This is a genomic window from Paenibacillus sp. P46E (assembly GCF_001909095.1).
In the GTDB taxonomy this organism is placed as follows: domain Bacteria; phylum Bacillota; class Bacilli; order Paenibacillales; family Paenibacillaceae; genus Paenibacillus_AQ; species Paenibacillus_AQ helianthi.
The window spans coordinates 87,798-114,327 of sequence record NZ_LVYZ01000002.1 but is presented as its reverse complement, the minus strand read 5'-3'; the positions used below and the strand labels follow the sequence as shown (position 1 = coordinate 114,327).

Sequence of the window (26,530 nt, the reverse complement as noted above, 5' to 3'; positions counted from 1 at the left end):
GGGGCTGAAGGATAAGGAGGGTCTCCGGGTGGCCGGAGCGTGGAAAGCGGGTGTAAATCATGTGGATACCGATACAAATTAACGAGAATAGCGCTGAGCCGCTGTACCACCAGATCGAAACCCAGCTCAAATCGCTGATTATCAGCGGAACCATTACCGAGGGTACACTTCTGCCGTCGATCCGGGAATTTGCCGGTGACCTGAAATGCAGCGTGATCACTGTGCGCCGTGTCTATCAGGATCTGGAGGCCGAGGGTCTGCTGCGTACCAGACAGGGTACAGGTACCTTTGTCTCCCATGTGGGTGAAGGGGCGATGGAGGGTTACAAGAAGGAGGCCATCCGCAAAGCACTGGAGAGTGCAGTGGATGTCGGCTTGTCCGTACAATGCTCTGAAGCGGAGCTGACGGAACTGTTTCGGGAAATTGTGAAGCATAAATATGGATCACAGGAATGAAAGGTGGGGGCTTTCAATGGTACAGCAGGCCATAGAGCTGCGTAATGTGAGCAAGAAGCGACGGCGGGGCAAGACGATAGGACCGCTTGATCTGAATCTCCCGCAAGGCTATATCACCGCACTGGTGGGACAGAATGGGTCCGGCAAAAGCACACTGCTGCACATGCTTCTGCAGCTGACATTTCCCGATGAGGGAGAGATCCGCTGGTTAGGGCAGCCTTATCCGGACGGGTTGCCGCTGTCGCTTCGCCAGCGTATAGCCTACGTGCCGGAAACCTCAGAAATGGAAGAGAAATTCTGGAGTGCCGGAGAGGCTGCCGAATTCCGCCGACACTGGTATCCGGATTGGGACCAGGGATACTTCGAGGAACTGCTGGCGAAATTTGATGTGCCGCAAGGTGCGAAGCTGGGGAAGATGTCCAAGGGAGAGCGCCGTAAGTTCGAGATTGCTGCCGCCCTGGCACCCCGCCCGCAGCTGCTCCTGCTGGATGAGCCCTCCTCGGGGCTGGACCCTTTCGCCTGGAAGGCTATGGTTGAGACGCTGCGCAAATATATGGATGCTACCGGTGCTACCGTAGTGATCTCCACCCACATTATTGAAGAAGTGCGGCGGCTCGCAGATTATATCGTGCTGATGCATCAAGGGAGCCTGCTCGGAATGGCCGAAAAGGATAGTCTGTTCGGCTCCTGGAGCGAGCTGTGGGTCCAGGTGGAGAATGAAGAGGAGCTGAGGGAGCTTGCAGGGGAGCTGCCGGGAGCATTGCATTTTGATATGCAGACACCGGGTGTGGCTTCACTCATTACCCCGCAAGCGCAGCAAAATGAGAAACGCATCCAGGATTTAGGCGTAAAGGTTATTAAGAGCCGGATGCTCGAGCTGGATGAGATCTTAAGCTTATGGACACAGGGGCATCGCCCGATTCTGATTGACCAGGAGAGAGGAGATTAGAAGAATGGAAGCTTTGAAGCTGGAACAGGTAGTGAAGCAGTATGGAGAGAAGACCGCAGTAAACGGAATCAGCCTGAAGGTGGAGCAAGGGGAGATTTATGGACTGCTCGGAGCCAACGGCGCCGGCAAAACAACGACGATGCGCATGGTGCTTGGACTGATCTATCCGGATGAGGGGAAGATCCTCTATAACGGCAAAACGTTCAGTGATGAGCTGCAGCATCTGATGGGATACCTCCCGGAGGAACGCGGGCTGTACCCGAAGGTTAAGGTTAGTGATCAGATTATCTATCTGGCCCGGCTGCGCGGTATGTCGGCCAGTGATGCGGACAAGAGCCTCCGCTTCTGGCTGGACCGCTTCGACGTTCCGGATTATTACAATAAGAAGATTGAAGAGCTGTCCAAGGGTAATCAGCAAAAAATGGGCTTCATCGCCGCAGTTGTCCACAAACCGCAAATTCTGGTCCTCGACGAGGCTTTCAGCGGCCTGGATCCGGTCAACGTGGAACTGCTTAAGGATACTGTAAGGGAGTTGCGTGACCAGGGTACAAGCATTCTGTTCTCCACCCACCGGATGGAGCATGTGGAAGAGCTATGCCGCAATATCACAATTCTCGACCGTTCCAATACAGTAGTACAAGGGGATATTCGTGAGATCAAAAAGGGTTATCCGCGCGAAGAAGTTGTGCTGCGGACAGTGGGCGAAGTAAGCGGTCTGGATCTGATTCCTGGAGTTAGCGCGGTGCAGAAGCAGGAGCGGGGTTATGTGCTCTCCATCAGCGAGATTGCTGCAGCACAGCGTATTCTCCAGCATGCGATGGCGGCCAATGAAATTGAGCATTTTGAAATCAAGGAACCAACCTTGAACCAAATCTTTATCAGAGCGTTGGGTGAATCTCATGAATAAGATGGGGACAATTATCAGCTTTACCTTCAAAAACAAAGTGAGAACCAAATCCTTCATGATTACAACATTAATTCTGGTGCTGCTGCTGAGTATCGGGATGAACGTGCCATACCTCATCAAGGTGTTCCAAGGTGATGATGGAGCGAAGAATACACAGATCGGTGTAGTGGCTGAACAGGGGAACCGTGCCGCAGAACTCTTGCTGGCGTATGCGCCGCCTGCAGCTCCGAAAGCTGATGCGGATAAAGATACAGACACAGACACTGTGGCTTTCAAGGCCTTTACCTCGGCAGATGATGCTGCTCTGAAGCAGGGATTGGATGACGGTAAAATCGAAGGCTACCTTACCTTTGATGCCAAAGGCACGGAAGGCGTCCCTCCAGTAACCTACCACAGTAAGGACGGAGAACTGGATGGAGATTTGCAGACGTACCTTCAGACTGCCCTGCAACAGATCAATACACAGCTGATCGTAGGTGATAAGCTGACTGGGGAGCAGGTAGCAGCGATGTTCGCGCCGGTGTCTATCGGTACCCAGCAGCTCAGTACGGATGGAACGGACAGCGGTGCAGCAGATAAATCAAAGCCAGCTATCAATTATGTTATCGTCTATGTGCTTCTGATCCTCTTCTTCATGTCGATTACCATGACCGGGAATATGATTTCGGCAGAAGTCACCTCGGAGAAAAGCTCCCGCATCATGGAGATTCTGATTACCAGTGCTTCACCGCTAACGCAAATGTTCGGCAAGGTGATCGGGATCTTCCTGGTCGGCCTAATGCAGATTGCCGTTATCTCGGCAAGTATCGCCATCAATCTGATGCTTCCGCATAACGCCAGCATATTGTCTGATTTTGACCTGGATCTTGGACAATTGAATTACGGTATTCTCGTATACGGACTAATCCTCTATGTGTTGGGCTTCTTCCTGTATGCTCTGATGTATGCTGCCGTAGGCTCCATTGTGAGTCGCACGGAGGATCTGGGCCAGGCCGTGATGCCGGTAATGATGTGTACCTTTGTGGCCTTCTACATTCCGTTGTTCAGCATCTCAGCTCCTAATACCATGCTTATCAAGGTGGCAAGCTTTGTGCCCATCACTTCACCGCTCAGCATGCTGCTGCGCATCGGTATAGGGGACGTAGCCTTTTGGGAGATTGCTGTATCACTCATCATCTTGCTCGCAACCACATTTGGACTGGGCTGGCTCGCCGCCAAGATTTACCGTACCGGTGTTCTGATGTACGGCAAACGCCCAAGTATCAAAGAGATCAGAAAAGCAATGAAGGCTTACAAGATTTAAGCTATATAATAACCTGTGTGTAATACGTAATGTTGTCACACGCAGGACGTACTAATGTCATAGATAATCTGAAGTTTTGTCATAGAAATCACAATTGAATTCTAGATAAATGCTGATATTATTAGTCCGCTATAGTCCCGATAACTTAACGAGAAGGGCTCCTCAACCTGTATAGGAAGAGGGGCCCTTCTCTGCTTGTTCAATCCTTGACACCATAAGCTTCGCGATATTGTTTAGGCGTGAGCTGTGTTACATTTTTGAAATTTTTACCAAAATGGCTTTGGGAACAAAAACCCAGATTGGTTGCAATTTCACTGTAGGAGTGCTTCGAATAAATGAGAAGATTTCGCGCCAAATTCACTTTTTCCTGAATAATGAAGTCTCTGATGGTTATTCCTTCACTTTGACTGAATAGTTCTGCCAAATAATTAGCATTCGTCTTCAATTCCCGTGCGATCTCTATGATATGAATTTTTTCATGAAGATGTTTGAAAATATAATTTTTACATTCTTCGATCCGGGGGTTGCTGCTCTTCTTTTTGAACTTACCCTTCCTTTGTTCCTTGAGGTCATGAACCATCCGCGTATATTTATACTCTGCCTGGCGGCACAAATGAAGTATGGCTTGAGGATCTGATAATTCTTCAATGTTATAGATAAAGCTGTCACTAAGAGAGTAAGCAATCTCAGGAGATACGCCACCTTCAATAGCGGCACGACTTGCGAGTGTGATAACAACAATGGATATATTTTTTGTGGAACGAAGCTTATCCTTGGCAAGAACGCCATATTGGCCATTGAAGCTCTCGGTCAGACTTTTTTCCAATTGATCCAAATCACCATTCCGAATGCTGCTGAGTTCCCGCACTTCCTGATCATAGGGATTATGCATCTTTCCAGCTTCCTGATTCTGAAACAGAATATCAGAGAAGTGTCTTTCTACATCATTTGTATTCATACGAAACAGTTCCTCCTCCCCCTACTTAAGAGTAGTGTATCAAAAATAATATCTGAGTTATATGATAAAAAACCGGAATCTGTGATATAAGATGTGTGCGCTTCCAAATACAATAACCTCATAATACGAAATTAGGAAAGCAGAGGGGGACCACCTATGTATATCAATGGTGTTAATCTTGGGAATTGGTTGGTGCTGGAAAAATGGATGAGCCCTGGACTTTTTGAAGGGACTACAGCGGAGGATGAGTATTACCTGCCGACTCAACTGTCCAAAGAAGTATATGAGGCCAGAATTAAAATACATCGTCACGAATATATCACGGAGCGGGATTTTGCAACCATCCGTTCTTTTGGAATGAATGCGGTACGTATACCCATCCCCTATTTTATTATGGGGGATTGTCCTCCCTTCATTGGTTGTGTGGAAGAGCTTGATAAAGCCTTTGGATGGGCAGAAAAGTATGAGCTTAAGGTATTAATTGATCTTCATACGGTTCCGGGAAGTCAGAATGGCTTTGACAATGGAGGAATCTCCGGGGTGTGCAAATGGGCACAGCAGCCTGAGAGCGTAGAATTCACACTACAGTTATTAGAAAAGTTATCTGAGCGGTATGGAACACATTCAAGTCTTTGGGGAATAGAGATTGTGAATGAGCCTATTACTGAGAAAACCTGGAAGGCAATGGATGTTCAAAAACGTTATAAACCGGTAGATGCAGACATGGCCGCTGGCAGTGCGCCAGTCTCACTGGATTTTCTGCGCGGATTTTATGTGGAGGCTTATCGGAGAATGCGCCGTTATCTTCCAGAAGACAAGGTTATCGTTATTCATGATGGCTTTGAGCTTAAAGTGTGGAAGGACTTCATGAGAGAGACTGAATTTAAAAACGTAGTGCTCGACACGCATCAATATCTGATGATGGCAGAGGTGTACGGCTGTGAACAATCGCCGGAGGGCTATGTCAATTATGTTCAGGAGTACTTGTTCAGGGATATTGAGGAAATGGCGGAATACTTCCCGGTGATTTGCGGGGAATGGAGCTTGTTCAATTCGTACGGAGTCGGAGTCGATACAGCAGGGGGACTGTCGCCTGTGAATGGAGTCCAATCGGGTGGGGACCATTTAAGTGCCGCGAGCCGAAAAGAACTGTACAGCCAGGTTGCCAAAGTGCAATTGGAAGCGTGGAAAAAAGGCATCGGTCATTTTTACTGGAATTATAAATTGCTGCTGGATACGGTCAACGAGCCGGGGTGGATCGGTTGGGATAGCTGGGATCTGGGGAAATGTGTAAGTCTCGGCTGGTTTCCAGTGAAGTCCTGAGGAGGTCGTAATTATGATAAGAAACCCAATACTTCCCGGATTTAATCCAGACCCTTGTATTTGTAGAAAAGAGGACGATTATTACCTTGCCGTATCATCCTTTGAATGGTTTCCAGGGATTCCGGTATATCATTCAAAGGATCTGAAGAACTGGGAGCTACACACTCATGTGCTTACTGACGACAATGAGGTTGATCTGAAAAAACTGCCGTCCGCCAAAGGGATATGGGCGCCTTCCCTAACTTACTCTGCAGAAGAGGATTTGTTTTATGTCGTATTTGGGGTGATGAACTCCATGAATGCCCGATATTTTGATGTGGATAATTTCCTAATCACGGCAAAAGACATCAAAGGACCGTGGAGTGAGCCGGTATATTTGCATTCGGCCGGTTTTGATGCGTCGATCCTGCACGACAGTGACGGAAGAAAATGGATTGTATCCTTGGACTGGGAGACCCGGGAAGGATATGAAAAGCCGGGAGCAATCTGTCTGGTAGAGTACTCACCGGAGAAGAAAGAAGTCGTTGGTTATCCTAAGAGAATCTGGACAGGTGGCACTGACAGAGGGTGCATCGAGGCACCGCATCTTACCAAGCGTGGAGATTATTATTATTTGATGTGTGCCGAAGGCGGTACCGGTTATGGACATAGCGTAACTATGGGGCGGGCCGGCAATGTGTGGGGGCCTTATGAGAAGGACCCGATGAATCCGATCGTGACCTCCATACCGGGTGAGTTCTACGAGAGGCATGACCCGGATCATTTAAAACCTAAATATTTCAATCCGGATTCGGTGCTGCAAAAATCAGGACACGGAAGCTATGTGGAAACGCAGCTCGGTGAAGTGTATCTGGTACATCTTTGTGCAAGACCGTTCGTGCCGGAGCTGCGCTGTACGCTGGGACGTGAGACAGCAATACAGAAAATGATGTGGACCGCAGACGGTTGGCTGAGGATGGAGGACGGAACGAATCTGGCTAAGGAATTTGTTCCTGAGAGCAAATTGCCAGAACATCCGGTGAATGAAATTCCGGCCTTCGATGATTTTGATGCTGGAGAATTAGGCATACAATATTATGCGCCGAGAATAATGCCAGAAAGCTTTGCAGATGTAAAATCACGTCCGGGCTATGTAAGAATTCGCGGGCAGGAATCCAGAACATCACTTAACAAGGCAAGCATATTAGCCAGAAAACTGACATCCATATATGCAACGGTGACAACCAAAATGGAATTTCGGCCGGAAGTGCCTCAGCATAGTGCAGGATTGATTTTGTACTATGATAATATGAACTACATCAATTTAAGAAAATACTATAGTGAAACGTTGGGCCAAAGTGCATTATCCATTATTCATTTGGAGAATGGGGAAAAGGCCGAATTAGTGGATACCAGAACTCCCGTAAATGACGTTCCGGTTTACTTGCGCCTGAATATCAGTGGCCGCAAAAGCTGGTTTGAATGGAGTGCTGACGGCAAAGTATATGAAAGAATAGGACAGGAATTCGATACTACCAAGTTCTCGGATGAATACAGCAAGTATGGTGAGTTTACAGGTTCTTTTGTTGGCTTGACCTGTGCGGATCGTGTAAAGCATCAGCATTATGCTGATTTTGATTTTTTTGAGTATGTAACAAATCCAGCCGGTTCTGGCGAAACCACTTCATATGGTGTACCTTATAAGTAAGGAGTGGTACTATTCATGAAGAAAAAACGAACGCCTTTGCTGGTAGCGGCTTCGATTCTGCTGATTATCATCAGCAGCCTGATCCGGCCGGAAGGCTCAACCTGGCTCGGAGCGTTGCAGACGTTAATGCTGGGTATAGGATTATTAGGCTGCTGCATGGCTTTCTTGAGGTTCGCCAAGGGAGGCAAAGGCAAGCGCTAGGCAAATAGAGAGAGCTGTGGCAGGATGCCGCAGCTCTTTTGCCTGAATACCTGAATATATGACGTTAAAAGCTGAACGCTCACGCACCTCACCCGGCAGTTAAACTGGATTTCGGCAGTAAGACCGCCTGCGTCGCCATTTGTTCGCGCACCTGTCTGAGCTGCGCCTTAAGGTCGGGCACACTTCTCTGGAGAATGGCGCTAATTTCGGGCAGGGGGAGCACCATGCCATACCGGAGCGCTTGTACAAGCTGATGTTCCCAGGACAGCACATTTGCATAGCCAGGATTTTGGGCTTGCGCAAGCCGGGAGCATTGCTGAATGCACGCACGGTAGGCTTCAAGGGAGAAGGCCTGCGGGTCGAAGCTCTTTTTCAGGAAAGGCTCATAGAGCACTGCGAAGGTCTTAATCGTAGCCTCCTCGGCCCCGGTACCCTGCCCGAGCAGCAGGCTGCTGAGTGCACAGACATTCCTGCTGTATTTCTGAACATACTCCGCAAACCGGGCTTCGGAAGCGGGCTGAAGCGATACTGGGTCTGGCATGATCTCACGATCCTTTCATAATATGAAATCTTTATCAGTTTAAATAATTATGCAAAAAAGCCGCAGCAGAGGAGAACCTCTGCTGCGGCTTCGGTACAGGCTTAAATAAACCTGGCGCTTAAGCTTGGCGGGTTAAGATCTCTCTCTATACGCTTACGGGGTTAGCTGTCGGATTCGGACGGTGAGAGTCGCCCTACCTTGTGAGACCGCACTTCTACAGTCTCTTTAGGATTCACCCCAATAAGGCCTTGTGGCCCGGTGGTTCCCCCGTTTCCCGTGTGCCGGGAATTCAGCGTTCATGTAATTTTTCATGAATTACTTTCAAAACGAATCATACTGCTTCGGGGAGGTCTTTGTAAAAAAGGAAAAGGGAGGTGCTGCGCCAATTTCACGTTGAAATCGGATAATTCGAAGGAAATAAACGGATAAAACCATATATCTTACTGAATATTGGCCCATTATCTCATTCGCACGCCGGTTTTTATTTCTGCCTTAGAATGCGGACCATTTCCTAGGCAAGACAAAAGGGTATCCAGGGGCAAACAGCTCCCGGATACCCTTTTGTGCAAGTGAACCAATGAATCCGTACGCGGCATTCTCCTGCCAGCGTTCGGGTATATCTATTTTGCGGCTGCGATAAGCTCCTTCAGCTCGGGCAGATTGAACCCTTTGACGACATGTGCTCCGGAGACTGTAACAGGAACGCCCATGAAGCCCAGCTTCTCAACTTCTTCCTGATAGACTGTGCTGGTCATTACATCCCGTACTTCAAAAGGAATGTCCTGCTCCTTCATCAGCTGCTTCACCTGATTGCAGTCACTGCAGTTGGCTGTAGAATAAATGATTACAGGCTGGCTCATTGGCTCACAGCTTCCTTGAGGGCATCGCGGGTGATTTTCCAGTGGGAGGTATTCCACCGGACTTCACCATCTTCCAGCAGGAAGATTTGCGGGGACTCATGCTTGATGCCGAAATCTTCAGCAATCTGGTTGGAGACCGGACGGTCTTCAATCACATGAACCACAGCAGCGGGAGTACCGGAGCTCTGGACATAAGCCTGGAATTCTTCATTCGCCTTGGCGCTGATCGGGCAGGTGGTACTGTGCTTGAAGAGCAGTTTTTTGCCGGGTTGTGCAATGTATTGATGCAATTCATCAAGACTGCGGATTTGTTGTATGGACATTAGGGGTTCACCCTCCTGGTAGTTTATTTTGCTAACAATTCGGTTGTTAACAATGATATTCCTGATTGTAACATAGTTCAAAATTAAATCAAAAAGAAGATCAGCAGGGAATGCATTAGCAGAATAGTCCAGCAGAGGACGTTGATAAATGACAATTGCCGTGCTAAGGTGTAGGGGGATATGGAGATTTATGTATATTGATGTCTGATAAGAGGGAGTGACCCATTCCATGAAAAAGGCCGCTTGTGTTACCGGTGCCGACCGGGGACTCGGGTTTTTCCTTGTGCGCTGGCTTCTGGAGAATAAATATAACGTTTTTGCCGGGCAGTATCTGGAGAAATCGGAAGCATTGGAAATGCTTAATACACAATATGAAGAACAGCTCTTTCTGGTTCCGATGGATGTCGGCAGCAGTGATAGCGTAAAGTGCGCGGCACGAACCATTGCAGGACGCACAGGCTATCTGGATATGATCATCAACAATGCTGGAATTATTGACCGCGCGGATGATGCCACCATGCTGGTAGATATGGATGACACCGCGATGGCGCACATATATAATGTGAATACGCTTGGCGCTCTGCGGGTGAGCAATTCGCTGATGGGCCTCCTGCTGCAAGGCAAGCCAAAGCTGATTGTGAACATCTCCTCCGAAGCCGGAAGCATCAGCCGCAATCAGCGGATTAACATGTACGGTTATTGTATGTCTAAGGCAGCGCTTAATATGCAGTCCTCCCTGCTGCACAATCATCTGCGGGTCATGGGCGGCCAGGTGATGGTTTTTCATCCGGGCTGGCTCCAGTCCTACATGAACGGTGACAAGAATGAGGCAGCCCCTATTCCCCCTGAAGAATCCGCCAGCAAAATTATGGGAATCGTGCAGGAGCATAAGACGCATATGGGGATGGAACCGGCTTATCTGGATCTGGACGGCAATCCCTGGCCCTGGTAAGATCAACTCTTGCTTAGAGAAAGGCGTGGATGAAAGATGACAGAATGGAAGGCACTGGCGCTGGGAAGCTATACAGAGGTTAAATATCATCCGTTCTCCGGGGTGGACCACGTGTTTGAGGAATTGTTTGCCGGGAAGCTGGATGTGAAGTCCACCGAAGATTACTCATTGCTCAGTCCGGACAGCCTATCGGCTTACAAGCTTGTGATAGCGTATACAGAATTTTCGGACAACAAAATAGCTCCTGAACAGAGCGGGGCATTGCTCTCCTATGTAGCTAACGGCGGAGGACTGCTCGTAGTGCACAATGGGATCTCACTGCAGCGTAACCAGGAGCTGGGTGTGATGCTGGGAGCGCATTTTACGCATCATCCGGCCTATACTGAGCTTCACATGGCAGTTCCGGCAACGGGCCATCCGATCATGCAGGGGATTACCGACTTTGTGATCGAGGACGAGCCGTATTATTTTGACATGCAGCCCTATTTTGAAACGACGGTGCTGGCGGAGTATTTCCATGAGGGGGCCCATCATGCGGCAGCCTGGTGTCATGAGTTCGGGATGGGGCGTGTTGTGTATCTGATGCCTGGCCATCATCTTCCTTCCTTTTCCGTAGAGCCGTTCCGGCAGATGATTACAAAGGGCGGTCTATGGGCGGCCGGATTACTGTAGCCCTTGATCATTTTAACAACATCATATGGATGGATAATGTGAAAAACCAACGGAAGCGTTAGACTGCTGTTGGTTTTTTGGCTATTTGGCTACTCCCGGCGTTAAAAAGCCTTGACCCTGACACTGGTGTCAGGGTTTATACTAAGAACAGACCATTTCTCATGAACCCCGGGGAGAACAGACCATGAAAATAGGTGAGCTTGCCGCACGGACGGGTGTCAGCATCCGTTCTCTGCGATATTATGAACGTCAGGGCTTGATCACTCCGCTCCGCCAGGCGAATGGATACCGAGAGTATTCGCTTTTGTCCGTGGAGACGGTGGAGACGATCAAACTGTATTTGAATCTGGGCTTATCGACCGAGGAAATCGCCGGTTTCTTGAATTGTGTACTGAAGAAAAAAGAGGCTTTCTGTGCAGAAGTGATGCCGCTGTACCGCAGCAAGCTGGAGGATATTGAGCGTCAGCTCCTGCAGCTGAACCAGATCAAGCAGAATTTGGAGGAGCGGATTGCTTCCATACAGCAGGAGCAGCGGGAATCAGAATGACCTGAAGAATTCACAGGCTGACAAGGAGGAGTTAACAATGACTGTTATAAATGCCGGGCACGCCGACACCGTTCGGAGACAGCTGCAGGAAGGCGGAACTGTGCTGGTAGATTACGGAGCGCCATGGTGCGCGCCCTGCCAGAGTCTTCTGCCGATCCTGGAGCAACTGGATGAAGAGTATGGCAGCAACATCACGATCCTCAAAGTGAATTGCGATGAGCTGCCGGAGCTGGCTGCAGAAGCAGGAGTCATGGGTCTGCCTACCGTGATCGTATACAATGGGGGGCAGCCTATGGAAAAGCTGGTAGGATTGCGGCCGAAATCGGCTTATCAGGGCGTGCTGGACAAATTTGCCGCCGCGAATAGCCGGTAAACCAGGAAAGGCAGGAAGCCGCATAATGCTTAGCTTCCTGCCTTTTTCTTATGGGGAAAACGGGGGGATATAAATGGACGAAGTGCGGTTATTTCGCATTCATTGGGAACGGTACCACTTCATTATGGTGCAGCGCTTCGAGCACTTCAGCACTGAGCTTGTCCGTGAATTCAGTCCATGCCTTAAGGCTGACCCCCAGCTCATCACGGCCAATGGATTGGATCACTTCCAGCCATCCCCGTTTATCGTTAATAGTACCGAGCTGCTCCTGGATGTCTTTGTAGATTTCCTCATGGGCGTGGAATTTCTGGTTGAGCGCAAAGGAAGCGGCACCGGCAGTATAACGCAATTCCTTGGCGGCAATCCGCAGCTCATGCAGCGCATCGAAGGCTTCCTTGGATTCGGCCTCAGGACCCTTAGACAGGGTCTTGCAGGCTTTTTTCTTCTGCTCGTAAGCGACCTCAAGCTCACGCATGACAACATTCGCATCTCTTTTGGCCGCCAGTGCCTCGAGATCGCGGCTAAGGAATGCCTCCCACTCGGCGTCCAGCGCTTTGCCGCACAGCTTGGGCAGTTTGGTGCCCAGTTTCTTGCGGTACTTCTTCCGCTCGTTCCTCTGGTACTGGATAACCGCCTTGAGCAGCTTGGCCGATTTGGCTTCTCCGGCTTCCTCCGCTTGCTCCCGTCTATCCTTAAAGGATTCAATCAACACATCCGCGTCTCTAACCTTGCCGAGTCTTTTTTGCGCCTCTTTGAAGGCACTGTACAGATCTGCTGTCACCAGATGTTCAGGATCTAGAATGGACAATAGCGTCAGCAGCTTACGGCAGTTCACTCTGGCCTGATGGATATCTTCATCGCCGAACTCCTTCAGCGCATCCTTACTGTAATCACGGAAATTGAGATAGAGCTTGCTCAGCGCCAGCTCCCATTGTCTGGTTTTGCTGATTTGCCGTTCCTTCACGGTTAGCAGGTCAGTCATGCGGCATCACTCCTTAAGGGTTGTGTATAGCATGAGCTTTTGGTGCAGGATGATTGCTCCTCATATATCTTAAGGATAACGCTATCATCCTGCTTTTTCAAATGAAGGTACTGCCCTGAGCTTCGCTGCTGCACCCCGGATCGGTTACAATGGGAATATTGGCGGTATTGTAAAATAGAACAGGAAGACGGAGTATTCGGCGGCAGTCTGCAGGAAGCCAGTAAGTGTAGATGTCTTGATTACGCAAAAGAGGAAAGCGATGGTCACCGGGAGGGGTTAGGATGAGCGGAGAATACAAAAAGCAGGGGCAAGGGCAAGAGCGGGGTCAAGTGCAGGAGCAAGTAGTAGAGCAAAGACATATGAACGGGCGATTGCAGGAGCAGGGGCAGGTCCTGTTCCAGGAGTCTGAACCTGAGCAGGTGCATCCGTCTGCGGGTTTGCTCCCGCCGGTTATGGCGCTCTTTGAACACTTGGCAGGAGGGGAATCCTCACCGGAAAGTGCAGACTCCCGAAGGATAACAGATGCAGAAGGAGCCGCAGCGGTGCAAGAGCCCGTTGAAGCGGTTGCCGGAGATATGCTGCTCCCGTTCGCGTTCGAGGAGACGCTCTGCAGGGATGTAGGTGCGGGCCTTGTTCCGCCGTCTGTACATCTGTGGAGCCATCCCGGCGGCGTGGCATTGGGCCTGCGGGACAGCAAGCTGCCGCGGGCAGCTGAAGCCATGGCTGAGCTGGAAGAGCAGGGCTACCGCACAGCGGTGCGGCACTCCGGCGGCGCGGCTGTGCCGCTGGATGCCGGCATCGTCAACGTGTCGCTGCTGCTCCGCAAAAGTCCGGGCAAGCTGGACTTTCATGATGATTTCCGGCTGCTGGCTTCGCTGATCACAGAATCCGTTGCGGTCAGCCATCCGCAGGCAGCGGCGCAGATCCGGGCAGGCGAGATCGCCGGGTCGTATTGCCCGGGCGACTTCGATCTGGCCATCGGCGGCCGCAAATTCTGCGGCATCGCCCAGCGCAGGCAGAGCAGCGCGTACTTCGTGCACGCGTTCGTGATCGTCTCCGGCTCCGGGCTGGAGCGCGGGCAGTTGATCCGCGGCTTCTATGATACCGCCGCGGATGGCGATGACGCGCTGGACTATCCGCGCGTCATGCCGCAGACCCTAGCCGCGCTAGGCGAGCTTGGCGGACCGGCTTCGGCGGATGTATTCGCCGAAGGATTCCGCCAGGCTCTGTCCCGGCGCGGCGTCAAGCTTCAGCCTGCGGCGGGGCTGGCGGCCGCAGGGTACAAGCTCCAGTACACCGATACCCGTGTACTGGAGGCGGCGCGGGTGCTGCGTGAACGCTACGCCCGCTAAGCTGTGTCATGGCCGGTCGAAGCGAACCGGCCTGCCCCATAGCCGGTGTAATGAAGCATCACCGGCTGACCGGGAAAGTGCCGCTTCTGCTGATAGATTCAGTAGGGGCGGCACTTTTTTGCACTCTAAAGTTCAACTTGATGTACCCTGGCAATCAGTCGGCGGATCAAAAATACAGCTCCGGCCTCCGGTCGGAGAACACCGGAATCTGCGCACGAACCTCCCGCACCTTGTGCAAATCAATCTCTCCGCTCAGAATTTCCTCGTTCTCCGAAGCTTCGCAGACCACCTCGCCCCAAGGATCGATGATCATTGAATGGCCGGCAAAAGTGTTCGCAGGATCTTTTCCAGTACGGTTGCACGCAACGACATAACATTGATTCTCAATCGCCCGGCTGATCAGCAGCGCCCGCCAGTGGGCAAGACGCGGCAGCGGCCATTCGGCACTGATGAACAGGACTTCGGCACCGAGCGCTGTATGGGTGCGGACCCATTCGGGGAAGCGGATATCGTAGCAGATCAGTCCGGCGCAGCTTGTTCCGTTCAGAGTGAACAGACCCTTGGCTTCTCCGGGATGCAGATACAAGTGCTCATCCATCAGACGGAACAGATGCAGCTTGCTGTATTCGCCGGCGATCGCTCCGGTGCGGCTGAACACATACATGCTGTTGGTTATGCCGTTATCTTTCTTGCTGGCGACGGAGCCGGCCACAATATGGATGCCGAGCTCGCGGGCTAGTCCTGACATCAAAGCTTTTGTAGCTTTCCCTTCAGGGTCGGCAATTTCCGCAAGCCGGGTCAAATCATATCCGGTTGTCCACAGCTCGGGAAGAACCACACAATCCGTCCCCTGAGCAGCAGCTTCACGGATTTTACGTTCTGCGGCAGCATAATTTACCTGGGGATTGCCAAATGCTATATCGAGCTGAAGCAGGGAGATTTTCATGTAACAGCCCTCCTTTTTTGGTGGAGCAATACACCTTGATTCTACGGGTAAGCGGATGCCGGGGCAAGTTAAAAAGCCAATTCAAATTATTAGTTGACGGGTCAAGGATAAAGGTGTAAAGTGATGAATGTCAAAAAGATTTTGCGCAATCTATTTGTGTTAGGGGGTTAATCTTGACTGAACATCTGCCTGAGGAAGACCGCATCTTTGAACGGCTGCAGGCGCTCAACAAAGCCATTACGCCAACCTTTGAGCGCTGTGCGGGCATAAGCCCCACCCGTCTCCGTCTGCTTCACGAGCTGTTTCAGGTTACTGAGATCAGCCAGATTTCATTGCAAAAGCAAGTAGACATCGATGCTGCAGCCATCACCCGTCACCTAAAGGGGCTGGAGGAGAATGGCATGGTCTCCCGACGCAACAATCCCGATGACAATAGAGTGACCCTGGTCTCGCTGACTGCGCAGGGAAGAGACAAAATCCGTACGTACAAGGAAGAGAAGAGCCGCTTCATCGGCAGTCTGCTCGCCGGTTTTGATGAGCCAGAGCGCGCTCTGCTCGCAGATATGCTTGTCCGGCTGCAGCATAATATCAACTTGCTGTAGCCATAAACTATAATCCAACTATAAAAGGAGTTTATTATTCATGAATGCAACCAGAACCAATGATTTCACAAGTATTATCACAGGCCGCCGCTCCATCCGTAAATACGACACATCTGTCAAAATTTCGAAAGAAGAAATGACTGAAATCCTTACCGAAGCCACGCTGGCACCTTCCTCGGTGAATATGCAGCCTTGGCGGTTCCTTGTGATTGAAAGTGCAGAAGGTAAAGCCAAGCTGGCGCCTATCGCTAAGTTCAACCAGCTTCAGGTAGAGACCTCTGCGGCCATGATTGCCGTGTTCGGAGATTTGAACAATTTCGATTATGCCGAAGAAATCTACGGCACCGCTGTAGAGCGCGGACTGATGCCTGCTGAAGTAAAAGAAAGACAGCTTGCTGCGCTGGGTGCGCATTTCGCGAAACTGCCTGCAGATATCAACAGAGAAACGATCATGATTGACGGTGGTCTCGTCTCCATGCAGCTGATGCTGGCTGCACGTGCCCACGGCTATGACACCAACGCCATTGGCGGCTTCGAGAAAGACCAGATCGCCGAAGTCTTCGGTATGGACAAAGAGCGCTATGTTCCAGTCATGCTGATCTCCATCGGTAAAGCCGCTGAAGAAGGTTACGCCTCCGTCCGTCTGCCTATCGACACCATCGCACAGTGGAAATAAGAGGCGTAAGCTCATATATATAAGTTCGTCCGGAAGCATAAACTTAGCCTATCCTAGAACTTAAGTTTATGCTTCCGGAGCGAGTTTTGTATGAAGCTAATCAGTGAGCCTATGCTTACAAAACTTTAAGGAGGACTAATCAATGATTATTATTCATGCTGTAATGCAAGTAAACCCTGCGCTTAAGGAAAAATTCCTGGCTGAGGCGAAGCAGCTGTTAGCCGCTACCCATAAAGAAGAAGGTAACCTCTCTTATGAGCTGTACAATCATTTTGAACAGGAAAACACCTATATCATGATCGAAACCTGGCGCGATATGGAGGCTGTAGCCAGCCATAATACAAGTGCTCACTTCACCGGATTTGCAGCGAAAGCGCCTGAGTTCCTGACCGCTCCGCTGGACGTTAAGGCATTTAACGGAGAACCGGCAGGCAAATAATCTGCAACTGGAAGATGAATTCCTGCAGTGAATCATTTTGAGCCATCTCACCGGGTTACCGTTAGCCTGTTGGAGCTGTTCAGTGAAGCGGATCGCAGGATTGAAATCAAAGGGAATATATTCTTCGAAGCAAGGGGAAGTTTCAAGAGCCGTACGGGCTGTTGAGACTTCCCCTGTTTGTTTGAATATAAGCGTTTATGTGTTTTACTCTATACCGGTAGAATGGGGTGGTGAGGAAGTTGCATGTCGCGGTACGTTTATTGGCAGACGATCCGGGGTATCTAACCTTAGCCTGATTAGACCAGATATTTGTTCGTTCGCTGGTCCTGAACCGGTTAGATATGCCTTACGAAGGATGGAGGACTTGCCAATGAAGAATATACATAGCCATAAGAGAATGTCCCTCGGAGAATGGGATCAAGAGCTTCAGCGGGATGTTATAGATTTTGTGAATTACTATATATCGGGCGGATCACTGAGGGCGGTTGCGGACCCGTCCGAACGGGTGTCGTCATTGATTGCCGCTGCTCTGGAAGGAGGCGCTGCCCGCGCATACCGGCAGAGAATCGGCGGCGTAATCACAGAGTTACCGCAGCTCACTGAGTTGCCGGGTTTCAGTACGGAACTGCTCGAACAGCTTGCCGCTGAGATCAGCCGGCTGGATTCGGGTAAGCTTCGGGCGCTGGCTCCGCGGACTACCCGTAATAACCAGGTCGACGCATATGTGAACGGACCGCAGTGTCTGGAAATGCTTCTTGAGGAAATCGCCAAGGCCCAGCATTATATTCATCTGTCCGTCATGCTGTTTTTTAATGATGATTCAGGTAACCGGATTGCGGCAGCGCTGCTGCAAGCATTGGATCGTGGGGTTCAGGTCCGGCTGATGGTGAATTACAATGTCACTGCCCTGGGGTATGGACATAACCTGGAGGTCGGAAGGTTCTCGGAAATCTCGGACCGGCTGGAGCAAGCGGGAGCGAAGCTACAGGATACCTTCCACTCCTACTATTCTGCTATGGAGTGGAGTAGAAGACGGGCTGAATTGAAGGCTCAGGGTATACCTGAGAGCATCCTGTTCCTGCAGGATAAAGTGCAGGAGGACGTTGAGCTGACGGGACTGAATGTGATTGACCACCGCAAATTCATGATTATCGACGGAATCACCTCTATCGTGGGCAGTCTGAATATTGGAGATCAATATACGTTTGCCACACCGATTGAAGCCTCTGCCTCTGTGCAGGTGGATGGGCGCCCCATGGGCGTTCCGGCCCATGAGGAGGAGTGGCATGACGGCTGTTTCCGTATCCGGGGAGCAGCGGCGCTGCCGCTGAATGCCGTGTTCCAGTCCAGATGGCTTCTGCTCGGAGGGGATTTCTTTGATCCGGAGGATGCATTTTATCGTTCAGAAGGCAATATGGATTTCGGCTCAGAGGAATGTACGCTGTTTGTGAGTTTTCCCGGAAATCCGGTCAATCTGATACAGCAGTATTATCTGGATCTGATCACGTATGCTGCCAATGAGACGGTCATTGTGAACCCGTATCTGATTGACCAGGCCTTCTGGGACCGGCTGGGCGGGCTCGGACCGGAGTGCTCCTGCCATCTTACGATCTGCAATCCGCTGGAGGTCAATGACCATCCCACCAACCGTGCAGCTGTGCGCAGCAATATGTATGTCCCTTTTTGCAAGGGGGTGTCTTTTTATGACTACAGCGCTACAGAACGCTTTTCCCATTGGAAAATCACCTATGACCACAGGTCACACGCGGTGTTCCACGGCTCATATAATATCAACGAAAGAAGCGCCTGCCACGATTTTGAGCTGGGGCTGCTGGTGAAGGGAGAGGCCTTTGCAGCAAAAGTAAAAGCCATGATAGACTATGACCTCAGCGTATCACGCAAAATCACTGATAAGAGGGAATTCTTCAAGCACCCGTGGATGCACCCCAGCACTTATGTGAATACAGCAACCCGGAATTATACCTGATCGCGCAGCGGGCCGGATGTCATGTATAATATGCAGTAAATCCTAGCAAATGGAGCCATTGCGATGAATATCAAAATACAGAAGACAGGCCTGAAGAAGGACGAGGTGTTTTTTGAAGCGGATGCCGGAGAGGGTAGAGGAATCTGGTGCGGAGCTCAGGTGAAGCCGGGGGACCTGGCTATGGTAGAGTTCGAAATTCCGGCACTGCTTATGCGCTGGGTGGACATCATTCCGGCAGGCGGAGGAGATCACGGCATCTGTTTGGAAGGTGATATTGTGGTGCTTACCGGGGTGCTGGACAATATCGAGGAGGATGGAACCGGTTGTCTGCAGCTGGATGGAGAGCTGATTATGTTCGAAAGCCTTGGCGAGCCGATGGCACTGGGGAGCCTTGTGGAAGTCAGGACCCGGGAGATCCGGTTGTATCCGATCTTTTTGTGAATAAGGGATTCGTCTATCAATTTAACCCATTGGCATAGCCACTCTTGGCTAAATAGGCTAAGATAAATAGTATTCAAGAAGTAAGCTAATGAGGAGCAGAGGTTCAATGAACAGCGATATTCAGCAATTCAAGACAGAATTTTTTAAGGCGCTGGCTCATCCGATGCGGATTCGTATCCTGGAGCTGCTAAGCGAAGGCGAGAAGAATGTGAATGAGCTGCAGGCCATTCTGGGGTCCGAAGGGTCTGCCGTGTCCCAGCAGCTTGCCGTGCTCCGCGCGAAGAATGTAGTAGCCAGTGTAAAAGAAGGGACAACGGTAATTTACTCGCTGCGGGACCCCCTGATCAAAGACCTTCTGGCCGTAGCTAAGCAGATATTCGATAATCATCTGGTGAACGCAATCTCCCTATTGGAAGGGATCCGCAGCGAATAACCCGGGGCCTCCCGGGGCGGATTACCCGTTGACAAGCGAGGCTTGCAGGAGTAATGTTGCTCTTATATTCAAATAATCAGATATTCAGAGAAAAGAAGGTTAAAGGATGACAGGGTGGGGCCGTTTCAAAGGCTATAATATTGCTTCGCTGCGTAAGGATCTCATTTCAGGGGTTATCGTAGGCGTCATTGCCATTCCTCTGGGGATGGCATTTGCTATTGCTTCGGGTGTGAAGCCGGAGTACGGAATTTATACAACCATAGTCGCAGGGATTATAATTTCTTTGTTTGGTGGTTCAAAGTTTCAGATCGGCGGACCTACGGGTGCGTTTATTCCTATTTTATTCGCCATTGCCATGCAGTATGGGTATGAGAACCTGCTGCTTGCCGGAATGATGGCCGGGGTCATTCTTGTCCTCATGGGTCTGCTCCGGCTGGGAGTGCTGATCAAGTTTATCCCCAAGCCTGTAACGATCGGATTCACCGCAGGGATTGCCGTTATTATCTTCACGGGGCAGATCGCGAACTTTCTGGGCCTGAAGGATATGAAGCGGCATGAGAGCTTCGTGGACAACATGAAGGAGATTGGCGTGCACATCTCTACGATTAACCTGTACAGTATTCTGACGGCGGCCATTTGTCTGGCTGTGCTTATACTGGGGATGCGCTTTGCGCCAAAAGTTCCAGGGGCACTGGTCGGACTGCTCTGTGCAACCCTCATAGCCGCACTGTTTTTCAGCGGCAAGGTGACTACAATCGGCTCTGCGTACGGGGACATTCCCAATACACTGCCGAGCTTCCATTTCCCGGTCATTACCTGGGAACGGATTAGGCTGCTGCTGCGTCCGGCCTTTGTCATTGCCATGCTAGGAGCGATAGAGTCTCTGCTATCCGCTGTGGTGGCGGACGGAATGTCAGGCAGCCGACATAACAGCAACCGTGAGCTGATCGGACAGGGGGTTGCTAATATTGCTGCCCCTCTGTTCGGCGGGATTCCGGCTACCGGCGCGATTGCCCGGACTGCTACCAATATCAAGAGCGGCGCCGCTTCCCCCTTGTCGGGCGTGATCCACGGTGTAGTGGTATTTCTTATTCTGCTGCTGTTTGCACCCTATGCATCGAGTATTCCGCTGGCCGCGATGGCACCGATCCTGATGGTCGTAGCCTGGAATATGAGCGAACGCAAGGAATTCCTTCATCTGCTTAAACTGAAAACCGGAGATTCGCTGGTGCTGTTCATTACGTTTCTGTTGACCGTCTTTGCCGACTTAACCGTAGCTGTGGAGGTTGGACTGGTGCTCGCTGTAGTCTTGTTCGTCAAACGGATGGGCGAGGTGCATCTGGTGTCCAAGGTACTGCCTGATCCGGACTCAGTGAAGGTTGAGGCACATATGGTCACGGACAGCCATGACTGTCCGCAGATCGGTATTTATAACGTGGAAGGGCCGCTGTTCTTCGGAGCTGCCTACCGGTTCGAGAATACGATGCCTGGCTTCGGCCCCGATAAGCCAAAGGTTATTCTGCTGCGGATGGGCAAAGTGCCGTTTATCGACACCACCGGTGAAGCTAATCTGGCAGGGCTGGTGAAGAAGCTGCATGAGGATGGGGGCCGCCTGATGATCTCAGGTATTCAATCTCAGCCGCTCGAGCTGCTTAAGAAGACCGGGCTGTACGACAAGATCGGAGCAACGCAGTTCTATGAGCATACCGGAGAGGCAATCAATGATGCACTTAAGGTCATTAATTATAATAAGTGTCTGGGCTGCCGACATGCTGCCTTCAGAGAATGCGCAGCCTTTGCCGGACTGGATGAAACGTCTGGCCGCAGTGCCTTCAAAGGGCGCGTGCCAGCTGTAGCGCGTAAACTAAGCGGAGAATTGTAGCCGCTGAGCCGTGTGTTTGGATGAGTTTTGGCATCAGCGGCAGGCTATGGCAGAGAAGTTTACCTTAATTCTATTAACTTTCAAAGGCCAGCAAAAGCAGCGCTTCTCCCTTCGCCTGGAGAAGTGCTGCTTTGCGTTTAATGCTCCTTTGCCGCTTGCTCTGACTGGTCATGGGACAGTAAAGGGAGTGACCTTTGATTCGGCTCATCCGCGTGGAAAGAGCCGAATCAAAGGTATTTCTGCTTTTGAATCGGCCCACCCGCGTGGAAAGAGCCGAATCAAAGGTATATCTGCTTTTGATTCGGCTCACCCGCGTGGAAAGAGCCGAATCAAAGGTATTTCTGCTTTTGAATCGGCTCACCCGCATGGAAAGAGCCGGATCAAAGGTATTTCTGCTTTTGATTCGGCTCACCCGCGTGGAAAGAGCCGAATCAAAGGTGTTTCTGCCTTTGAATCGGCTCGCCCGCATGGAAAGAGCCGGATCAAAGGTATTTCTGCTTTTGAATCGGCTCACCCGCGTGGAAAGAGCCGGATCAAAGGTATTTCTGCTTTTGAATCGGCCCACCCACGTGGAAAGAGCCGAACCAAAGGTATATCTGCTTTTGATTCGGCTCACCAGCGTGGAAAGAGCCGGATCAAAGGTATATCTGCTTTTGAATCGGCTCACCCGCGTGGAAAGAGCCGGATCAAAGGTATATCTGCTTTTGAATCTGCCACCCGGATCAAGCTTATGGCCGCTCCGATTTGTACAAGACATAGAAAAATTTGTACAATTACCAATAGAGTTTATGAAATTCATAGGGATAAGGAGATTACCCGGACATGAAGGAATTGAATTATATCAAGGTATTTCTGCTTTTGGCAGGACTGTCCCTTGTCACACTGGCGGTCTACGGTGTAGTGTCTCAGCGGACAGATACGTTCTACAAGTTTCTAATCTGGAATCTGTTTCTGGCCTGGCTCCCATTCGTGTTCTCCATGGCTGCCCATGAACTGGACAAAAGAAAAATCGGCGGATTGCTGGTGCTTCCGCTCGGCATCGCCTGGCTGCTGTTTTTTCCGAACGCGCCATATATTATGACCGATCTGGTGCACTTAACGATCCGCAAGAATTTGTATTTTGTCGGTGGAATGATCCAGAGCCGTTATTGGTATGATCTGATTACGCTGCTGCTGTTCACCTGGAGCGGCTGGCTGACCGGATTTTTCTCCCTGTATCAGTTCCAGGCTGTGATTTATCGAAAAAGTAACCTGCTGCTCTCCTGGATTTTTGTGGTATTCGCCTGCGCACTCGGGGGGTATGGCGTACTGCTCGGACGGGTGTACCGGCTGAACAGCTGGGATGTGCTCACCGACCGGCATCAGCTGTACCAGCTCGTTGCCGACAGCCTGAATAGGCAGTCGGTCTTTTTCAGCGTATTCATTGCGTGTGTGCTGCTGGCTATTTATGCAACGATGTACTGCCTGCTGAATGTGCTGGGCAAAGGAAGGGACCGGCCTTATTCCATCAGCTGAAGCTCATCCCCAGACTCCGGATGATACTGGTAGCGCTGAAGATCGATCGCTCCCTTTGCGTCAAAAACGATGCCCTCTCCCAGCAGATATAACCGCTGAAGAGAGCTGGATTCATCGTCCGTAAGGGCAATTTCCCCCTTGACATTAACCACTCTGTGCCAGGGCAGCTTGTATGTACGGCTCATGGAATGTAGGATGCGAACGACCTGTCTAGCCCCTCTCGGGCTTCCGGCAGCCCTGGCGATGCCCCCATAGGTCATGACATAACCTTCGGGAATCGAGCGGATGACGGCGATGACCTTTTGTGTGAATGGTGTCATGGCTGGAACTCCTTTTGTACAAACAGTAGTGTGGATTTACTTGAATTATATCAGAAGAACCAGGCCCGTGATGCTCCCGAAGAGCACTGCGGGCTTTGCTTTTGGAGCACTCTATTTCCTGCACAGTATAATTATGGCGAATAGGAGAAGCAGAGTCGGGGGATAATCAGATCAAAACAATTGTGACAGGAGTGACTGCTGTGAAGAATACAGATGCTGCCCTGGGAAACAGACAGGACGCCTCCAAAATATCGTCTTCCCAGCCGCTTAGTCCCTCGCTGGACGACAATGTGGCTCTGTTCCGGCGGATATTCAGCAATGACGGGACGCTTCGGGTGCGGGTGATTGAGAATAACTATGGAACGCTGTTGCGCTGCGGCCTGATCTATGTGGATGGAATGACTGACAAGGATCTTATACAGAATGGTATTACGAAGCCTATAATGACTTATCCATTCAAGGAAGAAGACCATGGGAATCCGGCGAAGCTGATGGAGAAAATCCGTATGGAGATAATAAACATCGGTGACATTATGGTTTCGGCGGAGCTGGATGAACTGGTAGGCGCTGTGGTAGGAGGCAAAACGGTATTTCTCTTGGACGGTTATGCCGGGGCGCTGAATATTAATGCCCAAGGCTGGCAGACACGTGCAATAGAAGAACCTACAACGGAAAAAGCAATCCGGGGCCCAAGAGAAGGCTTCACGGAATCACTGATCGTCAACTTAACCCTAGTCCGCCGCAGAGTCCAGAATTCGGATCTGAAGTTTGTCTTTAGTGACGTTGGAACAAGGTCCAACACGCAGACCTGCATCTGCTATATGGAGAGCCTGGCTTCACCGGATATTCTGGCCGAACTGCAGGCAAGGCTTGCGCAGGTAGAGATTGACCATGTCCTGGATACCGGTTATCTGGCTGAACTGATCCGTGATGAGCCCTACTCCCCATTCGAGATGATGGGCAGCACAGAACGCCCGGATACGGTTGTGAGTAAGCTTATGGAGGGCCGTATTGCCTTGTTGATTGAAGGCAGCCCCTTTGCCTTGACGCTGCCGTATGTTTTTGTGGAGAACTTCCAGGCCAGTGAAGATTACTACATCAACTATTATTTTGCTTCCTTCAACCGGTTCTTAAGGGTCATGGGAGCCTTCATGTCCATCAGTATTCCGGCAGTATATGTCGCTCTGGTTACCTACTCCCAGGAGATGGTCCCTACCTTACTGCTGCTCAGCATTGCCGCCGCCAGGATGTCCGTTCCTTTCCCCACCATTATCGAGGCATTAATTATGCTGACAATATTCGAAATTTTGCGCGAGGCGGGTGCACGGATTCCAACCACCATTGGCCAGGCGGTAAGCATTGTGGGAGCGCTGGTGCTGGGGCAGGCGGCTGTAGATGCACGCATCGTGAGTGCGCCAATGGTCATAGTGGTAGGCCTTACCGGAATCACAACCTTGCTTAATCCAAGGCTTACCGGACCCATGATTATCGTGCGTTTGATTCTTTTGTTTGCAGCGTTTTTTCTTGGAATCTATGGATACTTCTTGGGACTGCTCGGCCTGGTGGTTCATCTGATGAGTCTCCGCTCCTTCGGGGTTCCCTATATGCTGGGAGTGGGCTCTATCCGCCCGCAGGATATTAAGGATACGGCGATCCGCGCGCCATGGTGGGATATGTACCTTCGGCCCGCAATGATCGGTGCGCGCAATATGAAGCGGAAGGCGCCCCGGAAGAAGGCGGGTAGCCGGTGAGATCAGCTCCGAGACTGTTGACGCTGCTGCTCTGCATGGCCCTGGTACTGTGTCTCAGCGGCTGCTGGAATTATACCGAGGTTGATGATATGTCCATTGTAGCCGGGGTGGCCATCGACAAGGATGCTGCTAACGGCAAGATCCAGTTGACGGCAGAGATAGTTGACATCAAGGGAGGGCTTAAACAGAATCAGGCCGGCTTCAAGATGCTCAGTCTTAAGGGGAAAACCATGTTTGAAATTGTCCGCAATATGATATCCCTAACCGGGAAAAAGCTGTTCTGGAGCCATGCCAAGGCGATCATCTTCAGCGAGGAGGTTGCCCGCGAAGGGCTGGTCAAGACAGTAGATTGGTACAGCAGGGATACAGAAACCAGATCAGATGTGTTCATTTTTGTGTCCGGCGAGCCGACCGCGCGGGAGATCCTGGACCTGAACACGTCCACAAAAACAATTCTGTCGTTTGAACTGGCACAAATGATGCGTGACGAGAAGTTTACCAGCACTGCGCCGACCGTGGAAATATGGGATTTCATCGACAAGCTTGAGACCTCGGGCAATCATGCGGTGGCACCTCTGATCTACGTTCATGAGCAGAACGGGGAGAAGAATGAACGTGTTAACGGCTGTGCTATTTTCTCAAAGGATAAAATGATAGGCAAGCTGAATGGGAAAGAGACCAAAAACATGCTGTTTGCCAAAGACGGCATCAAGGGAGGCGTACTGGCGGTGAATGACATACACGGGGTTCCCACCTACTCTTTGGAGATATTATCAAGCAGAACCAAGGTGAAGCCAAAGCTGGTCAACGGCAAGCTGAGCTTGCAGGTCCGAACAGTCACACGTACCGGTCTCGATGAAGTCATGACTACGGAAAACTTCTCGGGCAAAGAGGGCATTAGCAGCATTGAAGAGCGTGCGGGTAAGGCTCTCCAGCAGGACATCGAGTCCGTCATAAGGAAGGTGCAGCAGGAGTACCATGCCGATATCTTTGGGTACGGGGAAATCATTCATGAACATCAGCCAAAGGTCTGGGCCAAGCTCCGTGACAACTGGGATAACGAATTCGCAAAACTGGATATTTCAGTAGACTCCAAGGTGATTATAGAGAACACTGCCAAAACTTCGCGCTCTATTAAGCTGGGGGATTAACA

30 protein-coding genes and 1 riboswitch are annotated in these 26,530 nt (G+C 50.7%); of the genes, 23 read left to right on the top strand and 7 right to left on the bottom strand.

The annotated features are described in order from the left end of the window. Positions 1 to 59 precede the first annotated feature (59 nt). The 4 genes from A3849_RS01890 to A3849_RS01875 are packed head-to-tail and all read left to right on the top strand — an operon-like array spanning position 60 to position 3,614. Positions 60 to 455, top strand: coding sequence for a GntR family transcriptional regulator (locus A3849_RS01890; protein WP_074109918.1), 396 nt, complete (start codon positions 60 to 62; stop codon positions 453 to 455). A gap of 16 nt (positions 456 to 471) precedes the next feature. Next, positions 472 to 1,404, top strand: coding sequence for an ABC transporter ATP-binding protein (locus A3849_RS01885; RefSeq protein WP_074109917.1), 933 nt, complete (start codon positions 472 to 474; stop codon positions 1,402 to 1,404). Between the two features lie 4 nt (positions 1,405 to 1,408). Then, positions 1,409 to 2,311, top strand: coding sequence for an ABC transporter ATP-binding protein (locus A3849_RS01880; protein WP_074109916.1), 903 nt, complete (start codon positions 1,409 to 1,411; stop codon positions 2,309 to 2,311). Further along, positions 2,304 to 3,614, top strand: a complete 1,311-nt coding sequence (locus A3849_RS01875) for an ABC transporter permease (RefSeq protein WP_074109915.1) — start codon at positions 2,304 to 2,306, stop codon at positions 3,612 to 3,614. Before A3849_RS01880 ends, A3849_RS01875 begins: the two co-directional genes overlap by 8 nt. A 199-nt stretch (positions 3,615 to 3,813) precedes the next feature. Here A3849_RS01875 and A3849_RS01870 read toward each other — a convergent pair whose 3' ends face one another. Then, positions 3,814 to 4,572 (bottom strand): helix-turn-helix domain-containing protein, encoded by a 759-nt coding sequence (locus A3849_RS01870; RefSeq protein WP_074109914.1) that lies wholly within the window; start codon positions 4,570 to 4,572, stop codon positions 3,814 to 3,816. A 156-nt stretch (positions 4,573 to 4,728) separates the two neighbouring features. Between A3849_RS01870 and A3849_RS01865 the strand changes: the two genes are divergently transcribed. From A3849_RS01865 to A3849_RS01855, 3 genes are read left to right on the top strand one after another with little or no spacing between them, the layout of a single operon-like run. Continuing rightward, positions 4,729 to 5,895, top strand: coding sequence for a glycoside hydrolase family 5 protein (locus A3849_RS01865; protein ID WP_074109913.1), 1,167 nt, complete (start codon positions 4,729 to 4,731; stop codon positions 5,893 to 5,895). A gap of 13 nt (positions 5,896 to 5,908) precedes the next feature. Then, a complete protein-coding gene (locus tag A3849_RS01860) occupies positions 5,909 to 7,582 on the top strand; it encodes a glycoside hydrolase family 43 protein (RefSeq protein ID WP_074109912.1) in 1,674 nt (557 codons plus the stop codon). 15 nt (positions 7,583 to 7,597) lie between these two features. Further along, positions 7,598 to 7,783, top strand: coding sequence for a hypothetical protein (locus A3849_RS01855; RefSeq protein WP_074109911.1), 186 nt, complete (start codon positions 7,598 to 7,600; stop codon positions 7,781 to 7,783). A gap of 88 nt (positions 7,784 to 7,871) precedes the next feature. On the opposite strand, the gene A3849_RS01850 is transcribed toward A3849_RS01855, so the two are convergent. The 3 genes from A3849_RS01850 to ytxJ form a co-directional block, all read right to left on the bottom strand. Then, positions 7,872 to 8,324 (bottom strand): hypothetical protein, encoded by a 453-nt coding sequence (locus A3849_RS01850; protein WP_074109910.1) that lies wholly within the window; start codon positions 8,322 to 8,324, stop codon positions 7,872 to 7,874. A 134-nt stretch (positions 8,325 to 8,458) separates the two neighbouring features. Beyond that, a riboswitch (cyclic di-AMP (ydaO/yuaA leader) is annotated at positions 8,459 to 8,629 on the bottom strand. A gap of 315 nt (positions 8,630 to 8,944) precedes the next feature. Further along, positions 8,945 to 9,184, bottom strand: coding sequence for a glutaredoxin family protein (locus tag A3849_RS01845; protein ID WP_074109909.1), 240 nt, complete (start codon positions 9,182 to 9,184; stop codon positions 8,945 to 8,947). After that, a complete protein-coding gene (gene ytxJ / locus A3849_RS01840; RefSeq protein ID WP_074107282.1) occupies positions 9,181 to 9,507 on the bottom strand; it encodes a bacillithiol system redox-active protein YtxJ in 327 nt (108 codons plus the stop codon). Before ytxJ ends, A3849_RS01845 begins: the two co-directional genes overlap by 4 nt. Before the next feature lie 229 nt (positions 9,508 to 9,736). Between ytxJ and A3849_RS01835 the strand changes: the two genes are divergently transcribed. The 4 genes from A3849_RS01835 to A3849_RS01820 all read left to right on the top strand — a co-directional run bounded on the left by A3849_RS01835 (position 9,737) and on the right by A3849_RS01820 (position 12,051). Next, complete coding sequence (locus A3849_RS01835) at positions 9,737 to 10,459, top strand: SDR family NAD(P)-dependent oxidoreductase (protein ID WP_074109908.1); 723 nt, start codon at positions 9,737 to 9,739, stop codon at positions 10,457 to 10,459. Between the two features lie 36 nt (positions 10,460 to 10,495). Then, positions 10,496 to 11,131: a ThuA domain-containing protein gene (locus A3849_RS01830; RefSeq protein WP_074109907.1), complete on the top strand. Its 636-nt coding sequence runs from the start codon at positions 10,496 to 10,498 to the stop codon at positions 11,129 to 11,131. 184 nt (positions 11,132 to 11,315) lie between these two features. Beyond that, positions 11,316 to 11,678 (top strand): MerR family transcriptional regulator, encoded by a 363-nt coding sequence (locus A3849_RS01825; RefSeq protein WP_074109906.1) that lies wholly within the window; start codon positions 11,316 to 11,318, stop codon positions 11,676 to 11,678. 37 nt (positions 11,679 to 11,715) lie between these two features. Further along, complete coding sequence (locus A3849_RS01820) at positions 11,716 to 12,051, top strand: thioredoxin family protein (protein ID WP_074109905.1); 336 nt, start codon at positions 11,716 to 11,718, stop codon at positions 12,049 to 12,051. Positions 12,052 to 12,139: 88 nt separating this feature from the next. Here A3849_RS01820 and A3849_RS01815 read toward each other — a convergent pair whose 3' ends face one another. Beyond that, complete coding sequence (locus A3849_RS01815; RefSeq protein ID WP_074109904.1) at positions 12,140 to 13,033, bottom strand: CHAD domain-containing protein; 894 nt, start codon at positions 13,031 to 13,033, stop codon at positions 12,140 to 12,142. Between the two features lie 281 nt (positions 13,034 to 13,314). Between A3849_RS01815 and A3849_RS01810 the strand changes: the two genes are divergently transcribed. Then, entirely contained in the window at positions 13,315 to 14,385 is a 1,071-nt protein-coding gene (locus tag A3849_RS01810) for a lipoate--protein ligase family protein (protein WP_074109903.1), read from the top strand. Positions 14,386 to 14,551: 166 nt separating this feature from the next. On the opposite strand, the gene A3849_RS01805 is transcribed toward A3849_RS01810, so the two are convergent. Further along, positions 14,552 to 15,331: a carbon-nitrogen family hydrolase gene (locus A3849_RS01805; RefSeq protein ID WP_074109902.1), complete on the bottom strand. Its 780-nt coding sequence runs from the start codon at positions 15,329 to 15,331 to the stop codon at positions 14,552 to 14,554. A 173-nt stretch (positions 15,332 to 15,504) separates the two neighbouring features. On the opposite strand from A3849_RS01805, the gene A3849_RS01800 reads away from it, so the two are divergent. The 9 genes from A3849_RS01800 (at position 15,505) to A3849_RS01760 (ending at position 23,306) form a co-directional block, all read left to right on the top strand. Further along, a complete protein-coding gene (locus tag A3849_RS01800; protein WP_074086783.1) occupies positions 15,505 to 15,933 on the top strand; it encodes a MarR family winged helix-turn-helix transcriptional regulator in 429 nt (142 codons plus the stop codon). 40 nt (positions 15,934 to 15,973) lie between these two features. Next, the gene (locus tag A3849_RS01795; protein ID WP_074109901.1) at positions 15,974 to 16,609 is read left to right on the top strand and encodes a nitroreductase family protein; all 636 of its coding nucleotides are present in this window, start codon (positions 15,974 to 15,976) and stop codon (positions 16,607 to 16,609) included. A 142-nt stretch (positions 16,610 to 16,751) separates the two neighbouring features. Then, positions 16,752 to 17,048, top strand: a complete 297-nt coding sequence (locus A3849_RS01790; RefSeq protein WP_074109900.1) for a putative quinol monooxygenase — start codon at positions 16,752 to 16,754, stop codon at positions 17,046 to 17,048. Between the two features lie 370 nt (positions 17,049 to 17,418). Further along, positions 17,419 to 19,035 (top strand): phospholipase D-like domain-containing protein, encoded by a 1,617-nt coding sequence (locus tag A3849_RS01785; protein ID WP_074109899.1) that lies wholly within the window; start codon positions 17,419 to 17,421, stop codon positions 19,033 to 19,035. Between the two features lie 63 nt (positions 19,036 to 19,098). Further along, the gene (locus A3849_RS01780) at positions 19,099 to 19,476 is read left to right on the top strand and encodes a hypothetical protein (protein WP_074109898.1); all 378 of its coding nucleotides are present in this window, start codon (positions 19,099 to 19,101) and stop codon (positions 19,474 to 19,476) included. 106 nt (positions 19,477 to 19,582) lie between these two features. Then, positions 19,583 to 19,909 carry an ArsR/SmtB family transcription factor gene (locus tag A3849_RS01775; RefSeq protein ID WP_062522366.1) on the top strand — a complete coding sequence of 109 codons (327 nt, stop codon included), beginning with the start codon at positions 19,583 to 19,585 and terminating at the stop codon, positions 19,907 to 19,909. A gap of 106 nt (positions 19,910 to 20,015) precedes the next feature. Then, entirely contained in the window at positions 20,016 to 21,791 is a 1,776-nt protein-coding gene (locus A3849_RS01770) for a SulP family inorganic anion transporter (protein ID WP_074109897.1), read from the top strand. Positions 21,792 to 21,807: 16 nt separating this feature from the next. Then, a complete protein-coding gene (locus A3849_RS01765; RefSeq protein ID WP_074109896.1) occupies positions 21,808 to 22,617 on the top strand; it encodes a hypothetical protein in 810 nt (269 codons plus the stop codon). Beyond that, positions 22,614 to 23,306: a DUF1361 domain-containing protein gene (locus A3849_RS01760; protein ID WP_074109895.1), complete on the top strand. Its 693-nt coding sequence runs from the start codon at positions 22,614 to 22,616 to the stop codon at positions 23,304 to 23,306. Before A3849_RS01765 ends, A3849_RS01760 begins: the two co-directional genes overlap by 4 nt. On the opposite strand, the gene A3849_RS01755 is transcribed toward A3849_RS01760, so the two are convergent. Continuing rightward, positions 23,291 to 23,626: an MGMT family protein gene (locus A3849_RS01755; RefSeq protein WP_074109894.1), complete on the bottom strand. Its 336-nt coding sequence runs from the start codon at positions 23,624 to 23,626 to the stop codon at positions 23,291 to 23,293. The two genes, A3849_RS01760 and A3849_RS01755, sit on opposite strands and share 16 nt — an antisense overlap. Before the next feature lie 200 nt (positions 23,627 to 23,826). Here A3849_RS01755 and A3849_RS01750 point away from each other — a divergent pair, with 200 nt between their 5' ends. Both A3849_RS01750 and A3849_RS01745 read left to right on the top strand, forming a co-directional pair. Continuing rightward, the gene (locus A3849_RS01750) at positions 23,827 to 25,377 is read left to right on the top strand and encodes a spore germination protein (protein ID WP_218619200.1); all 1,551 of its coding nucleotides are present in this window, start codon (positions 23,827 to 23,829) and stop codon (positions 25,375 to 25,377) included. Then, positions 25,374 to 26,528, top strand: coding sequence for a Ger(x)C family spore germination protein (locus A3849_RS01745; protein ID WP_083613330.1), 1,155 nt, complete (start codon positions 25,374 to 25,376; stop codon positions 26,526 to 26,528). Before A3849_RS01750 ends, A3849_RS01745 begins: the two co-directional genes overlap by 4 nt. Positions 26,529 to 26,530 lie beyond the last annotated feature (2 nt).